Source organism: Halorubrum salinarum, assembly GCF_013267195.1.
GTDB lineage: Archaea > Halobacteriota > Halobacteria > Halobacteriales > Haloferacaceae > Halorubrum > Halorubrum salinarum.
This window is the reverse complement of record NZ_CP053941.1, coordinates 2,078,788-2,093,787: the sequence shown is the minus strand read 5'-3', so window position 1 is coordinate 2,093,787 and position 15,000 is coordinate 2,078,788. Positions and strand designations below refer to the sequence as shown.

Below are 15,000 nucleotides of genomic sequence, written 5' to 3'. Positions count from 1 at the left end.
CGTCGCGCGAACCGGGGCGTATGCTCATGACGCCGGGGCCGACCGCGGTCCCAGAGCCCGTGCGCGACGCGATGTCCCGCGAGCTGATCAACCCCGACGTGGACCCCCGGTTCCGGGAGATATACGACCGCCTCACGGACCGGCTCGCGACCGTGTACGGCGTCGATCCTGCCGTCTCGGCGGCCGAGGGAGGGCGCGACGTGGTCGCCCTCGGGGGCGAGGGGATCCTCGGCCTGGAGGCGGCCGTCGCGTCGCTCGTCGAGCCGGGCACCGAGGTCCTGTGCCTGTCGAATGGGCTCTACGGCGAGGGGTTCGCCGACTTCGTGGAGTCCTACGGCGGCGACCCGACGCTCGTGGCCGCCGAGCACGACGAGCCGCTGCCGCTCGACGCGCTCGACGAGGCGCTGGCGGCCGACGACGCCGACTTCGACCTCGTCACGATGGTCCACTGCGAGACGCCGACAGGGACGCTCAACGATCTCGAGGCCGCGCTCGACCGGATCGAGGCGGCGGCCCCGGCGGCCCTGACGGTCGTCGACGCCGTCTCCTCGCTCGGCGGCGTCGAGGTCCCGACCGACCGGATCGACGTGTGCCTCGGCGCGTCCCAGAAGTGTTTCAGCGCGCCGCCGGGGCTCGCGACCGCCGCCGTCAGCGACCGCGCCTGGGCCGCGATGGAGGCCCGAGACCCGCACTCGCTGTACGCGAACTTCCTCCCGTTCCGCGACGTGAGCGACGGCTTCCCGTACACGCACCTCACGACCGAGGTCGTCGCGCTCGACGCCGCGCTCGGGCTCCTGCTCGACGAGGGCCTCGACGCCGTCCGCGAGCGCCACGCGGCGGCCGCCGCGCGGTGCCGGGAGCGCGGCGCGGAGCTGGGGCTGGAGACCGTCCCGGGCCCGGAGCGCAGCTCCCCGACGGTGACCGCCTTCGAGGTGCCCGGGCGGGCCGAGGCGCTCCAAGAGCGGCTGCGCGAGGAGCACGACGTGGTCCTCGCGACGGGGCTCGGCGAGGGGTCGGAGGACATCCTCCGCGTGGGACACATGGGCCACAACGCGCGGGTCGAGCGCGTCGAGGAGGCGATGGACGCGCTCGCCGCGGTGCTGTGAGCGCGGGGTGAGAACGCGCCGCACGCCGCCGGAACGTTGAACCGTCGCGCGACGGGGCGTCCGCACATGGCGTCGCCACGCGAGGCGATCCGGGAGCGCGGCTGGACGGTCGAACACGTTCCCCACGAGGAGATCGCGAAGTACAACGCCTGCTACCGCGTCGTTCTCGACGGCAAGCTCATCTATCCGCCCGCGGCCGACGACCTCGGAATTCCGCGCAACGAGATCTGGATCTCCGAGAAGTGGGCGAAGTACGACCGGTTCATCCTCTACCACGAGCTCAGGGAGATCGAACACCGCGCCGCGGGCCACGACAAGACGACGGCCCACGAGCTTGCGGAACGCGACGAGCGCTCGCTGTGGCGGGACAACCCCCGCTGGCGGGTGATGAACGCCGAGTGGGACGAGGGGCGGGCACACCTCCCGTTCCCGGGCGAGTAGGGGGCCTCAGTCGCGCGGGTTTCCCACAGTAACAGTGCGATCCCGGAGAGCGACACCGACACCCCGAACAGGATCGTGCCGAGGTATCCGACCGCGACGGAGCCGATATCAGCTATCTGCGAGTGGTACCTGTTGGTCACGTGTGGGTAAAGTACGAGGGTACCGACCGCGCTGATCAGCAGACCGACCGCGTTCACCGCCGGTCCGAGCCGCTTCATGACATGCCCGAGTCGTTTCGGTTCCCTGTTAAAACGGATGATATCCGGCGATGACGGCGATCACCCGCCTCCGGAACGCCCTTGCGTCCGGCCGAGAAACGTTCGGGCGACATGAACCACCGCGAACTCGGCGATGTCGGCGCGGTCAGCGAGGTCGGCTACGGCGCCTGGCAGATCGGCGGCGACTGGGGCGAGGTCACCGAAGACGAGGCGGTCGCGGCCGTCGAGGCCGCCCGCGAGGCCGGGATCGACTTCTTCGACACCGCCGACGTGTACGGCGACGGGCGGTCGGAGCGGATCGTCGGCGAGACGCTCGCGGACGACATCGCCGCGGGCGACGTGACCGTCGCGACGAAGGCCGGCCGCCGGCTCGACCCCCACGAGGCGGACGGCTACGCGGAGGCGAACCTCCGGCGGTTCGTCGACCGCTCCCGGGAGAACCTCGGGATGGACACGCTGGATCTGGTCCAGCTCCACTGCCCGCCGACGGACGTGTACTACCGGCCCGAGACGTTCGACGCGCTCGACGCGCTCGAATCGGAGGGACGGATCGCGAGCTACGGCGTCAGCGTCGAGCGCGTCGAGGAGGGACTGAAGGCGATCGAGTACCCGGGCGTCGAGACCGTCCAGATCATCTTCAACCCCTTCCGGCAGCGGCCGGCCGAGCTGTTCTTGGAGGAGGCCGCCGCGCGCGACGTGGGCGTCATCTGTCGCGTCCCGCTCGCGTCCGGGCTGCTCACGGGCGCGCTCTCCCGCGACGCCGAGTTCCCCGAGGACGACCACCGCAACTACAACCGCGAGGGCGACGCCTTCGACGTGGGCGAGACGTTCGCGGGCGTCCCCTTCGAAGCGGGCCTCGACGCGGTCGACGCGCTCGACGAGCGCCTGGCGGACGACCGCCCGCTGCCCGAGTTCGCGCTGCGCTGGATCCTCGACCACGACGCCGTCTCGACGGTGATACCCGGGTCGACGACGCCCGAGCACGTCCGAGCGAACGCGGCCGCGAGCGAGGCGGCGCCGCTCTCCGACGCCGAGCGCGACGCGGCGAGCGAGGTGTACGACGACCACGTCCGCGAGCACGTCCACCAGCGCTGGTGAGGGCGGGCGAGCGCCGGCGAGCGCGGCGCGGAGCGGCGTGAGGACGCGGCGAGGCGCGCCCCGTCACCTCACTCGTCGAGCGCCGCCGCCAGCTTCTCGATCGGATGGGGCGGCGTCTCGGCGCCCTCGCGGTCGCCGAGCTGCGACCGGCAGGAGGCGCCGGGCGCCGTCACCGCGTCGCCGTCGCTGTCGGCGACCTGCCCGAAGAGGATCCGGCCGATCGCCTGCGAGAGGTCGTAGTGCTCGCTCTCGTATCCGAACGACCCCGCCATCCCGCAACACGAGGAGTCGAGCGGGTCGACGCCGTAGCCGGCGCGCCGGAGGACGCCCACCGCGTGGTGGTCCGTGTTCGCCGCCTTCTGGTTACAGTGGCCGTGGTAGGTGAGCGTCTCCGCCGGGGCGTCGAACGAGATCCGCTCGTCGACCCGGCGCGCGTCGAGGTACTCGCAGACGCCGGCCGCGGCCGCGGACACCGCCTCGGCGTCCGCGCCGTCGAGCAGGTCCAGGTACTCGTCCTGGAACATCACCGCGTCGGAGGGCTCGACGAAGAGGACCGACTGCCCCTCGCGGGCGCGGGGCGCGAGCGCCGCGACGTTCTCGGCCGCGCGCTCCCGGGCCGTATCGAGGAAGCCGGTCGAGAAGGCGGCGCGGCCGGAGGGCGCGAGGCCCTCCGGGACCTCGACGCGGACGTCGGCGGCCTCCAGCACGCGCACCGCCGCCTTCCCGGCCGCCGGGTAGCTGTAGTCGGTGTAGGTGTCGGGGAACAGCGCGACCGTGTCGACCGCGTCGTCCGGGTCGACCGCCGGGCCGCCGCGGGCCGCGAACCACGCCTCGAAGCTCTCGGACCGGAAGGTCGGCAGCGCGCGCTCGGGAGCGATCCCGACGAGGGCGTCCATCGCCCTGCGGGCGCCGGGGACCTTCGCCGCCGCGTTCGACAGCGGCGCGAGCCTGCTCCCGAGCGCCGAGAGCCGGTCGATATCGCGGAAGAGCCGCTCGCGCAGCCCCGCGCCCTCCCGCTCGTGGTGCTCGTGTTTCACCTCCGCCTTCAGCTTCGCGAGGTCGACCCCGGTCGGGCAGTCGCTCTGACAGCCCTTACAGCCGACACAGAGGTCCAGCACCTCCGCCTGGAACCGGTCGGAGTGGATCTCCTCGTCGTCGAGCTCGCCGCTTATGGCGGCCCGGAGCATGTTCGCCCGCCCGCGGGTCGTCTGGATCTCCTCGCCGGAGGCGCGGTAGGTCGGACACATCGTCCCGGAGTCGGTCTCGCGGCAGGTGCCGCAGCCGTTACACAGCTCGACGAGCTCCGAGAAGCCGCCCTCGTCGGAGAAGTCCAGGTTCGTCTGCGGCTCGACCGACCGGTACGTCGGCCCGTACCGGAGGTTCTCGCGCATGTCGGTGTCGGCGGCGGCCTCCGGGTAGCCGCGCTCGGCCGCGGTCTCGCCGTCGACGTAGACGACCTTCCCGGGGTTCATCCGCCACTCGGGGTCGAACGCGGACTTCAGCTCCTGGAACGCCGCCCAGAGGTCCTCGCCGTACATCTTCGGGTTGAACTCGGTGCGCGCGAGCCCGTCGCCGTGCTCGCCGGAGAAGGCGCCGTGATGCTCTAAGACGAGGTCGGTGACGTCGTCGGCGATGGCGTGCATCGTCTCGACGCCCTCCGACTCCTTCAGCGAGAGGATCGGCCGGATGTGGAGCGTCCCGACGCCGGCGTGCGCGAAGTACGCGGCCGAGGTGCCGTGGTCGTCGAGCACCTCCTCGAAGGCGGCGACGTAGTCGGCGAGCTCCGCGGGCGGCACCGAGGCGTCCTCGATGAACGGGTACGGCTTCGCGTCGCCGTCCATGCTCATCAGGAGCGGTATCGCCGCCTTCCGGAGGTTCCAGAGGTCCGCCTGCCTGCCCTCGTCGTACGCCTCGATGACGTCGAAGGCCTCGCGGTCGCCGTCGCCGCGGAAGCGGTCGTTCGCGTCGGCGACCGCGGCCTCGAAGTCGTCGACTAGCTCCGAGTCCCACTCCAGCATGAGCGCGGCCGCGGCCCGGTCCGGGATCGGCTCCGCGTACTGGGCGTACTCGGGCGACCCCGCGGCCAGCTCCACGACCGCGTCGTCCATCAGCTCGACCGCGCTCACCGGGAGCTCCAGCGCCTCGGGGACCGCGCGCATGGCGGCGTCGAGCGAGTCGAACGAGTACAGCGCCAGCGCGGTCGCCTCGGGGCGGGTGACGAGCGAGAGGGTGGCCTCGACGACGACGCCCAAGGTCCCCTCGGCGCCGACGAACAGCTTCGAGAGGTTGATCACCTCCTCGCCGTCGTCGTTCTCGTAGATCACCTTGTGGAGGTTGTACCCCGAGACCGATCGCTTGAGCGTCGGGTACCGCTCGGCTATCTCGTCGGCGTTGCCCTCGACGAGCGCGCGGACCGTCTCGTACAGCGCGGCCTCGCGCTCGCCGCCCGCCTCGCCCGCGACGATGGCCTCGTACTCGGAGGAGTCGAGGACGACCTCGCGGGTGTGAACGAGCGAGCCGTCCGCCAGCACCACGCGCAGCTCCTCCGTGTAGGCGTCGGTGATCCCGTACCGCACGGAGTGGGCGCCGGTGGAGTTGTTGCCGATGCCGCCGCCGACGGTGGCGCGCGCCGAGGAGGCAGGGTCGGGCGCGAACTTCAGGCCGTCCGCCGCGAGCCGGTCGTCGAGGTCGTCCTGGACGACGCCGGGCTGGACCGTGGCGCGGCGGGCGTCGGGGTCGACCGACAGGATCGCGTCCATGTGACGCGAGCAGTCGAGGACGACGCAGCCCGGCCCGACGGTCTGTCCCGCGAGCGACGACCCCGCGCCGCGCGGTAGCACGGGGACGCCGTGGTCGGCCGCGACCCGCGTCGCGGCCCGCACGTCGTCGACGCCGCGGGGGTAGACGACGCCCGCCGGGCGGGCCTGGTAGACGCTCCCGTCGGTCGCGTACAGCACCTGCGCGTACTCGTCGAACTCGACGCCGCCCGCGACCGCGTCGCGTAAGTCGGCCGCGAGCGACCGGTACGCCTCGACGTCCGGCCTGTCGTGCCCGAGCGCGGCGGCCGAGACGCCCGACCGGTCCGCACCGGCGGACCCCGCGGCCACGCCGCCGTCGGACGCGGCCCGCCGCGGTCGGTCGTCGTCGGCCTCGTCGCGCGATCCCCCCGGGCCGCCGTCGCCGGCGAGTCCTCCTCCGTCCATGGGGTAGGTGGACGGGATGAGCGTGATAAATCTATCGTGAACGATAATTATATTCATTTAGGCCGGCGGCGAAGCGGGCCGCTTTTTCCGCGGCACCGCGACCGACCGACGGAGACGACCGTGGCGCACGAACGCGACGAGGACGCGAGCGGCTCGGAGGCCGACGGCCGGGAGAGCCACGAGCGCGCCGGGAGCGGGCGCGACGCGCGGTCCGACGATGGAGGGGACGCGCCATCCGAGGACGGAGGCGACGCGATCCCGGACGACGAGCGGGAGGCGCTGGAGACGATCGCGCACGGCGCGGTGCTCACCTCCGGCGGCGTCGCCGGCCAGCGCGCGCTGATCGCGGCGACCGAATTCGCGCTGACCCGCGGACTCGGCCCGACCGCCTACGGCGTGTACGCGCTGGCGTGGCGGATCGCCCAGCTGTGTTCCCGGCTCGTGACGTTCGGCAGCGTCCCCGCTATCCAGCGCTACCTCCCCGAGTACGCGGACGAGCCGGACCGGCAGGGCGCGGTCGCCGGCCTCGCGTACGCCACGACCGTCGCGTTCGGGGTCGCGATCGCGGCCGGCGTGTGGGTCGCGGCGCCGGCGATAAACGCGCGCACCGTCACGGAGCCGGCGTTCGCGGGAACCATGCGCGCGTTCGGCGGCCTCGTCGGGCTCCTCGGCGTCGTGATGGTCGCGTCCGCGCTCCTTCGCGCGGTCGGGTCGGCCCGCGGCGAGGTCCTGTTCAACAAGCTGCTGCGCCCGGGGGTGAGGCTCGTCGGCGCCTTGGGGGCGCTCGCGCTCGGCTACTCCGTCGTCGGCGTCGCCGGAGCGATCGTCGCCGCGACCGGCCTGCTCGCCGCGGCCGCGGTCCCGCTGTCGGCGTCCGTCGCCGGCGTCCGCCCGACGCTCCGGGGCGCCCGCGCTGAGGCGCGCCGCTTCTACGACCACGCGGCGCCGGTCGCGATGAGCAGCCTCGGGAAGGTGTTCCAGAACCGCGTCGACGTGCTGCTCGTCGGCGCGCTGCTGACGGCGACCGCGGCCGGCGTGTACAACGTCGTGCTCGTAGTGATCGCGGTCGCGTGGATCCCCCTCCTCTCGTTCAACCAGCTCCTTCCGCCGGTCGCCTCGGAGCTGTACGCGGACGACCGGACGGCGACGCTCAACGCGGTGTACGGCTCCGTCACGCGGCAGATCGTCACCGCGGTCGTCCCGATCCTCGCCGTGCTGGGTGTGTACGGCCGCGAGATCCTGTCCCTGTTCGGCGCGGCGTACGCCGACGGCTACCTCCCGCTCGTCGTCTACCTCGGCGGCGTCTTCGTCGGGAGCGCGGTCGGCGCGACCGGCTGGCTCCTGATGATGACCGACCACCAGTACGCGCGGATGGCGCTCGACTGGCTGCTCGCGGTCCTCAACGTCGGGCTGACCTACGCGTTCGTCGTCCGCTACGGGCTCGTCGGCGCCGCGCTCGGCACGTCGCTCGCCATCGCGGTCCAGAACGGGATTCAAGTGCTCCTCCTCCGCCGCTTCGAGGGACTGTGGCCGTTCGACCGCACCTTCCTCACCCCGCTGGCGGCGGGCGCCGTCGCCGTCGCCGCGATGTACGCGGTCCGAGCGGCGCTGGCGGGCGCCCCGGCGGTCGTCGCGGGGAGCGCGGTCGGGCTCGTCGCGTACGCGGCGTCGCTCCGGCTCGTCGGCGTGGACCCGCGCGACCGCTTCGTCGCGCGGCGGCTGGCGCGGCGGTACCGGACGGCGATCGCCGACCGGTTCGACCGCTGATCCCGCCGGGCGCGGATCGCGACGATTTATGGGCGGACCGCGACGTACTGACGGTATGCAAACGTTCGACCGCGGGTCGGCGGGATCGGCCCGCGTCGCGATCGTCGGCGGGATCCACGGCGACGAGCCCGCCGGCGTGCGGATCGTAGAGCGGCTCGCAGCGGAGCTCGCACCCCTCGACCCGTCCGACGGCGAGGGGGAGTCCGCGGGGCTCGTCCGACTGATACTCGCCAACGAGCCGGCGATCGAGGCCGGAACGCGCTACACCGACGCGGACCTGAACCGGGCGTTCCCGGGCGACGCCGACAGCGACGAGTACGAGCGGGCGCTGGCGCCGCGGCTCGCCGCCGAACTGGAGGGGTTCGACGCCGTGCTCGCGCTCCACACGTCGCACAGCGCGCCGCCGCCGTTCGCCATCTTCAGCGACCTCACGGAGTCGGTCCGCCGCACCGTCACCGGCCTCCCCGTCGACCACGTCGTCGACGCGAGCGGGCTGCGGTCGACGACGCTCGACTCCACCATCCCGCACACCGTCTCGATCGAGGTGGGCCGACAGGGCAGCGAGGAGGCCGTCGAGTTCGGCCACGAGGCGTGCCGCGCGTTCCTGCGGGTCCACGGCGCGCTCGCCGACGAGCCGCCGGCGTTCTCGGAGACGACCGTGGTCGCGGGCAGCGAGGAGGTGCCGAAGGGCGGCGGGACGCCGCACGTCCACTTCAGGAACTTCGAGCCGATCCCGGAGGGCGCGGTGTTCGCCGAGGACGACGTGTACACCCACCGCGTCGAGGAGCCGGGCGTGGTCCCGATCCTCGCGAGCGAGGACGGGTACGACGACATCTTCGGCATCTACGGCCGCGTCACGGGCACGCTGAAGCCGCCGGGGGAGGGCGACCTGCGGGTGTACCCGCGCGAGGAGAGCGAGGAGGGGGACGACTGAGAGAACGGGGCGGACCGATCGCTCGAACGGCCTACGGCCGGGCGGGGACCGTCACTTCGCGGTGGGCGTGATGTCGCCGACGGCGTCCATCACCTGGACCGCCGCGCTGGCGGCGAGCCCGCGGGCGACCTCGTCGGTGTCGGACTCGGCGATGCCGGCGTCCAAGTCCTCCGGGTCCGGCGTGAAGCCGGCCGAGACGGGGTGGCCGGCCGGGGGGTTCACCGCGACGGTCGCCTGCGGACCGTCGGCGCCGACGGACAGCTCGGAGCCGACCGCGTAGCTGTCGGGGAGATACGACTCCGTGCGCGATACGATTCCGGCGACCGCGCGCCGGAGCTGTTTTTCCTGGTCCGGAGAGAGGTCGACGGCCGCGGGCGAGCCCGCGTCCGTCACACCCGGTGCCCCGGCGTACGGGTTGTTGCCGTTCATTCGAAGACACGACTCGTACGCGGAGCCGAGTCAAAAAGGCGTCGGCGGCGGCCGGGGCTCCGGCGCGGTCCGGCCTCTCTCCGCGCAGCCCGTTACAGGATCGGCTCCGACTCCCCGTAGGCGGCGATCACGACCGCGGTCGCGTACCGGTCCGGCTCGGCCGCGACCGTCTCGACGCGCGTCTCGCGGTCCGGCAGGTCCCAGTCGCGGAGGCCCGCCCCGCTGTCGAGGCCCGCCTCGATCCGCTCGCGCACGTCGTCGGGGTCCTCCCCGGTCACCTCGTAGAAGAGGCCGGGTCCCGGGCCCGTCGCCCAGCCGAGCCCCGCGACCGCGTCGGGGTGTCGCCTCGGGGCGCGCTTCGACTCGGCGCCCTCGGCGCCGGCGCGGCCGCCCTCCCGGAAGTCGACCTCGTCGCCCGGCCCGACCGTCCGGCGCGCCTCGACGACGGTGAGCCGGTTGCCCGCGGGGCCGAGGTCGGGCGCCTCCGCGACCGCCTCGACCGTCGCCTCGGCGGGGACGACCGAGGAGACCGCCACGAGGTTGTAGTTGTGGAGGTTCGCGTCCGCGAGCGCGGCGTCGTAGGAGGCCATCGCCGTGTCGGCGATCCCGACGCCGCCGGCGACGTGGATGGTGTTCATTACGGGCGAGTCGGCGGCGGGCGCGCTAAGGGGTTACGAACTGACCGCTCCGAAACGCGCACCGCGAGGACGGGGACCGGGGGTTCAGTACTGGTAGTTGATGACCCGCTCGTCTTCCGTGTCCGCGTCCTGAAGCTTGTCGCGGGCCTGCTCGAAGTCCTCCTGGGTCACCTCGGTGCGGCCGTCGCGGATGGCGAACATGCCGGCCTCGGTCGCCAGCGACGCGATGTCGGCGCCGCTGTACCCGTCGAGGTCGCGGGCGACGACGCCGAGGTCGACGCCGTCGGCGACGTTCATGTCGTCGGTGTGGATCTCCAGGATGCGCTCGCGGCCCTCGGCGCCCGGCTCGGGCACCTCGATGAGGCGGTCGAAGCGGCCGGGGCGGAGGATGGCCTCGTCGAGCATGTCGAAGCGGTTGGTCGCGGCCATGATCCGGACCTCGCCGCGGTCGTCGAAGCCGTCCATCTCGCTGAGCAGCTGCATCATCGTGCGCTGGACCTCGGCGTCGCCCGAGGTCTTCGAGTCCGTCCGCTTGGCGGCGACGGCGTCGATCTCGTCGATGAAGATGACGGCGGGCTCGCGCTCGGCGGCCAGCTCGAACAGGTCGCGGACGAGCCGCGCGCCCTCGCCGATGAACTTCCGGACGAGCTCGGAGCCGGCCATCTTGATGAACGTCGCGTCGGACTCGTTGGCAACGGCCTTCGCGAGCATCGTCTTCCCGGTGCCCGGCGGGCCGTGGAGTAGGACCCCGCTCGGCGGCTCGACGCCGACCGTCTCGAACTGCTCGGGGTTTTCGAGGGGGTCCTCGACGGCCTCGCGCACCTCCCGGATCTGGTCGTCGATGCCGCCGATGTCGGCGTAGGTGACGTCTGGGGACTCGGTGACCTCCATCGCCTGCGCCCGGGAGTCGGTCTCGTCGTCGAGCACCTGCTGGACGGCGAAGGAGTCGTTGATCGCGACGCGGTCGCCGGGGCGGAGGTCCTCTTCGAGCCGCGAGGCGGCCTGCGTGAGCACCTCCTGGTTGTTGCCGTGCTGTTTGATGACGACGCCCTCGTCGGTGATCTCCTCGACGGACGCGATGTACAGCGAGGTGGTCTTCAGCACCTCGTTTTCGCGTTTCAGCTGCTCGACGTCGTCTTTCAGCTCGCCGCGGCGCCCCTCGGCGTCCGCGAGCCGCGTTTCCAGTTCCTCGTTCACCTGAACGATCCGCCGGTAGTGCTGGCGGATCGCCTCCAACCGCTCCGCGTCGCTCATCTCGGGGTCGAGCTCCAACCGCGGGCGGTCGGGCAGTGAGGGGCTGTGAGACATTCGTTGTGCCCGACTAAGATGCGGGCGTAAATGTGCCTTTGGGTCACGGAGAGACCGTTGGATCCGCGGGAGAGACGCCCCCGGCGGCGCGACGAGCCCCGGCCGGTCGGGCCCTCTCGACGACCGATATCGGTTTTGATAACCGAGGGTCAACGCTTTAACGCGAAGGGGGGCAAGGTGGCCGTATGGACGCACGAACGGCGGGCGGACGCGCCGGTCCGAGGGTCGCGGACCGCGAGACCGGGAGGGCCCGCCCATGAGCGGCACCCCGGACGCGACCGTCCTCGCGGTCGACGACGAGCCGGACCTCGCAGAGCTGTACCGGGTGTACCTCGACACGGAGTACGACGTTCGCATCGCGACCGGGGGCGAGGAGGCGGTCGACATGATGGACGAGACGGTCGACGTGGTCCTCCTCGACCGCCGGATGCCCGACATGTCGGGCCACGAGGTGCTGAACGCGATCCGCGGCGACGGGTACGACGCCCGGGTGGCGATGCTGACCGCGGTCGAGCCCGACGTCGACATCGTCGAGATGCCGTTCGACGACTACAAGACGAAGCCGGTCACGAAGGAGGACCTCCTCACGCTCGTCGAGGTGCTCCTCCACCGCGCCGCGTTCGACGAGCGGAGCCAGGAGTTCTTCGCGCTCGCCTCGAAGAAGGCGGCGCTGGAGGCCGCCGGCACGACGAACTCCGAGGAGTACGAGGAGCTCATCGAGCGGATGGAGTCCGTGCGCGTCGAGGTCGACGACACGCTCGACCACCTCTCGGCGCGGGACGCGTTCGTCGAGGTCCCGGGCGAAGTACCGTAGCGGGGCGGGGACCGCCCCCGGACCGTCACTCGATCGTCAGCTCGCCGTCCGCCGCTTCCTCGCCGCCGTCCTCGTCCCACTCCAGTTCGAACTCGACGCTCAGCTCGCCCGGCCCCTCGGCCGGCCCCTCGCGCTCCGCCTTCACCTCGAAGGTGGGCCGCGCGGGCGGTTCCAGCGTCGTCGACTCGTCGCCGCGCGTGAGTGTGATCGCGTTCCCGGCGTCGAGCGAGTCCGCGACCGTCCGCAGGTACGCGGCGATCTCCTCCCGGCTCCGACGGCTTTCCGACTTGAACAGGACTTCTTCGGGCATGCGAGGCCGTACGCGCCCACGAGTGATAAACACCGACGCGGCGCGGGCGGCGGGTCGCGCCGGGACGCCCCCGATCGTTTTGTGCTCCCCGAGCGAACTCACGTCCCGTGTCCGTCCCCGACTCGCTCCGCACGGTCGTCGCCGTCGCCGTCTACTGGACGGCGATCGCGCTCGGCGGGAGCGTCCTCCTCCCGGACCCGACGAGTCCGCTCGCCGCGGTCCCGATCCTCGGCGGCGGCGCCGTCGTCGCCCACGCGGCGCGCACCGGCCGCCTCGTCGAGCTCGGGTACGCGGTGGGAACGATGTGGCTCGCCGTGCTCGCGCTGTCGGTCGGCACCGGCGTCGTCGACGTCTTCGTCCTGCCGGCGGGCGAGATCGCGCCGCTCGCCGGCTATCCGGGCGTCGCGGCGATCGGCACGGTCGGGCTGTTCGGCGTCCTCCTCGTCGCGTACGCGGCGTTCGCCCGCCGGACCGCCGCGCGCGACGCGGACGAGTGAGCGGACGCGACGTTCTCAGAACCCGTCTTCGAAGACGAACGTCCCGTTCCGCTGGACGACCTCGCCGTCGACCTCGATGACGGAGTCCTCGCTCATGTCGACGATCATGTCGACGTGCTCGGCGGACTCGTTGACCGCGTTCTCCTCGCCGACGGTCTCCGGGTACGCGGAGCCGACCGCCATGTGGACGGTGTCGCCCATCTTCTCGTCGAACAGCATGTTGTAGGTGAACCGGTCGATCTGTCGGTTCATCCCGATCCCGAGCTCGCCGAGGCGCTGGGAGCCCTCGTCGGTGTCGAGGATGCCGGAGAGCAGGTCCTCGTTGCGCTCGGCGGAGTGGGAGACGACCTCGCCGTCCTCGAACCGGAGCCGGACGCCGTCGATCTCGCGCCCGTAGCGGTAGAGGGGCAGGTCGAAGTGGACCTCGCCGTCGACGCCGTCGCGCGTCGGCGCCGTGAACACCTCGCCGCCGGGAAGGTTCGCCTCGCCGTAGTCGTTGAGCGTGGAGTTGCCCGACACGTCGAGCGTGAGGTCGGTCTCGTCGCCGGACTTGATGCGCACCTCGTCGGCCGCGTCGAGGATCTCGACCATCTCCGCCTGGAACTCGCGCTGTTCGTCCCAGTCGAGCGAGACGGCGTCCCACACGAAGTTCTCGTACGCCTCGGTGCTCATCCCGGCGAGCTGGGCGTGGCTCGCGGTCGGGTACTGCGTGAGACACCACGTCTTCGAGAGCCGCGTGCGCTTGACCTCCTCCATCGCGCGGTTGTACGCGGCGTTCGTCTCGGGGTCCACGTCGGCGTCCTCGGTGGCGTTCGCGCCGCCGCGCGCGATGACGAACGCGTCGGCCTCCTCGTAAAGCGCGCGCCGGTGGCTCGGCTCCGTGAACTCGTCGGACGAGCGCTTGAACGCGCGCTGGGCGCGCTTCGAGTAGTTGAGGTAGACGGGGTTCGCCCCGCGGTCGCCGCAGACCTCGTGGAGCGCGACCGCGAGGTCCTCGGCCTCCTTCGGCATCTGGATGACCACGTCGTCGCCCGACTCGATGCCGGTCGAGTGGTCGGCGATGATCTCCGCGTGTTCGCGTACGCGTGCGTCCATGACTACCGGTTTCGCGGCCGGGGAATTACCGCTTTTCCTTCCGGCGGGACGGGCGGGGGAGCCCGGACCGGCGGGGCCGGAGCGACGGCCCTCACCGACCGTCCGGGCGGTCGGCCGCAACGCGTTTGCCCGGCCGCCGCGTAGTTCCGACCATGTCTCGGCTCGCGTTCCGCGCGGCCGCGGCGGCCGTCGGCGTCGGCCTGCTCGTGGTGTACCTGGCCGCGGCGCTGTTCGTCGCCGACCTGCTGCGCGCGGTCTGGGCCGCCCGGCCGGACCTCCCGGTCCTCCTCGCGCTTCTCGCCGCGACCGCGCTCGCGTCGGCGTACCTCAGCTACCGGCTCGGCACCGCGCAGATCCTCGCGAACCTCGAGGGCGACCGCGTCCCTCGGGAGCGGGCCCCCGACCTCCACCGGCGGATCGACTCGCTCGCGGCGCGGATGGACGTCGAGCGCCCGGCGCTGTACGTCACCGACGCCCGCGCGCCGAACGCGTTCGCGGTCGGCGGCGGGAGCGACGGCGGCGCGCTGGTGATCGACCGGTCGCTGTTCCGGCTGCTCGCCCCCCGGGAGGTCGAAGCGATATTCGCGCACGAGCTGGCGCACCTGGAGGGGAACGACGGCCTCGCGATCGCGATGGCCGACGGGGTCGGCCGCTCGCTGGTCGGGTTCGCCACCGTGGCCGCGCTCCCGGCGCTGCTCGCGCTGTCGGGGCTCGCGGCCGCCTCGGCGTGGATCCGCGGGCGACCCGGCGACCGCTCGGGACCGTTCGCGCGCCTTCACCGGGGGCTCGCGGGCGCCCTGTTCGCGGGGTTCGTCCTCGCGACGCTCGTCGTCCGGTCGCGGTCGCGCAGGCGCGAGTTCGCGGCCGACGACCGCGCGGCCGAGGTGACGGGCGACCCCGCGGCGCTCGCGCGGGCGCTCCGCCGGATCGAGCGGGCGACCGACCCGGAGTGGCCCCTCGCGCCGTTCTCGTCGCAGAAACGGACCGACGAGACCGCAGAGCGCTGGCTCTCGACGCACCCCTCGACCGACGAGCGGGTCGAGCGCCTGCGGGAGCGGGCCGAGTCGCAGGGGCCGACGCGGCGGATCCCGGCGGGACCGTCGCGGGCGACCGTCGGACAGGGCCGCTCGCTCCGGTGAGGG

14 protein-coding genes are annotated in these 15,000 nt (G+C 72.6%); 8 read left to right on the top strand and 6 right to left on the bottom strand.

Annotated elements, in window-relative coordinates; all coding sequences use genetic code 11:
* The first annotated feature begins 20 nt into the window (after positions 1-20).
* The 3 genes from HPS36_RS10685 (at position 21) to HPS36_RS10675 (ending at position 2,863) form a co-directional block, all read left to right on the top strand.
* The gene (locus HPS36_RS10685) at positions 21-1,106 is read left to right on the top strand and encodes a pyridoxal-phosphate-dependent aminotransferase family protein (protein ID WP_173230127.1); all 1,086 of its coding nucleotides are present in this window, start codon (positions 21-23) and stop codon (positions 1,104-1,106) included.
* Between the two features lie 66 nt (positions 1,107-1,172).
* Positions 1,173-1,547 carry a hypothetical protein gene (locus HPS36_RS10680; protein WP_137717394.1) on the top strand — a complete coding sequence of 125 codons (375 nt, stop codon included), beginning with the start codon at positions 1,173-1,175 and terminating at the stop codon, positions 1,545-1,547.
* A 329-nt stretch (positions 1,548-1,876) separates the two neighbouring features.
* Complete coding sequence (locus HPS36_RS10675) at positions 1,877-2,863, top strand: aldo/keto reductase (RefSeq protein WP_173230126.1); 987 nt, start codon at positions 1,877-1,879, stop codon at positions 2,861-2,863.
* Between the two features lie 68 nt (positions 2,864-2,931).
* Here the strand turns inward: HPS36_RS10675 and HPS36_RS10670 are convergent, their stop codons facing one another.
* Positions 2,932-6,066 (bottom strand): FAD-binding and (Fe-S)-binding domain-containing protein, encoded by a 3,135-nt coding sequence (locus tag HPS36_RS10670; RefSeq protein ID WP_173230125.1) that lies wholly within the window; start codon positions 6,064-6,066, stop codon positions 2,932-2,934.
* 120 nt (positions 6,067-6,186) lie between these two features.
* Here HPS36_RS10670 and HPS36_RS10665 point away from each other — a divergent pair, with 120 nt between their 5' ends.
* Positions 6,187-7,833 (top strand): lipopolysaccharide biosynthesis protein, encoded by a 1,647-nt coding sequence (locus HPS36_RS10665; RefSeq protein WP_173230124.1) that lies wholly within the window; start codon positions 6,187-6,189, stop codon positions 7,831-7,833.
* A 55-nt stretch (positions 7,834-7,888) separates the two neighbouring features.
* A complete protein-coding gene (locus HPS36_RS10660) occupies positions 7,889-8,767 on the top strand; it encodes a M14 family metallopeptidase (RefSeq protein ID WP_173230123.1) in 879 nt (292 codons plus the stop codon).
* 51 nt (positions 8,768-8,818) lie between these two features.
* Here the strand turns inward: HPS36_RS10660 and HPS36_RS10655 are convergent, their stop codons facing one another.
* The 3 genes from HPS36_RS10655 to pan2 form a co-directional block, all read right to left on the bottom strand.
* Entirely contained in the window at positions 8,819-9,196 is a 378-nt protein-coding gene (locus HPS36_RS10655; protein ID WP_053770950.1) for a DUF5811 family protein, read from the bottom strand.
* A gap of 92 nt (positions 9,197-9,288) precedes the next feature.
* Positions 9,289-9,834 (bottom strand): pyruvoyl-dependent arginine decarboxylase, encoded by a 546-nt coding sequence (locus tag HPS36_RS10650; RefSeq protein WP_137717388.1) that lies wholly within the window; start codon positions 9,832-9,834, stop codon positions 9,289-9,291.
* 84 nt (positions 9,835-9,918) lie between these two features.
* Complete coding sequence (gene pan2, locus HPS36_RS10645) at positions 9,919-11,142, bottom strand: proteasome-activating nucleotidase Pan2 (RefSeq protein ID WP_137717387.1); 1,224 nt, start codon at positions 11,140-11,142, stop codon at positions 9,919-9,921.
* Positions 11,143-11,398: 256 nt separating this feature from the next.
* Between pan2 and HPS36_RS10640 the strand changes: the two genes are divergently transcribed.
* The gene (locus tag HPS36_RS10640; protein WP_173230122.1) at positions 11,399-11,956 is read left to right on the top strand and encodes a response regulator; all 558 of its coding nucleotides are present in this window, start codon (positions 11,399-11,401) and stop codon (positions 11,954-11,956) included.
* Between the two features lie 25 nt (positions 11,957-11,981).
* On the opposite strand, the gene HPS36_RS10635 is transcribed toward HPS36_RS10640, so the two are convergent.
* Positions 11,982-12,266 (bottom strand): amphi-Trp domain-containing protein, encoded by a 285-nt coding sequence (locus tag HPS36_RS10635; RefSeq protein ID WP_173230121.1) that lies wholly within the window; start codon positions 12,264-12,266, stop codon positions 11,982-11,984.
* 107 nt (positions 12,267-12,373) lie between these two features.
* Between HPS36_RS10635 and HPS36_RS10630 the strand changes: the two genes are divergently transcribed.
* Positions 12,374-12,763 (top strand): hypothetical protein, encoded by a 390-nt coding sequence (locus HPS36_RS10630; protein WP_173230120.1) that lies wholly within the window; start codon positions 12,374-12,376, stop codon positions 12,761-12,763.
* A 15-nt stretch (positions 12,764-12,778) separates the two neighbouring features.
* Here the strand turns inward: HPS36_RS10630 and HPS36_RS10625 are convergent, their stop codons facing one another.
* Positions 12,779-13,858, bottom strand: a complete 1,080-nt coding sequence (locus HPS36_RS10625; RefSeq protein ID WP_173230119.1) for an aminopeptidase — start codon at positions 13,856-13,858, stop codon at positions 12,779-12,781.
* 152 nt (positions 13,859-14,010) lie between these two features.
* Here HPS36_RS10625 and HPS36_RS10620 point away from each other — a divergent pair, with 152 nt between their 5' ends.
* Entirely contained in the window at positions 14,011-14,997 is a 987-nt protein-coding gene (locus HPS36_RS10620) for a M48 family metallopeptidase (RefSeq protein ID WP_173230118.1), read from the top strand.
* The last annotated feature ends 3 nt before the right edge of the window (positions 14,998-15,000 follow it).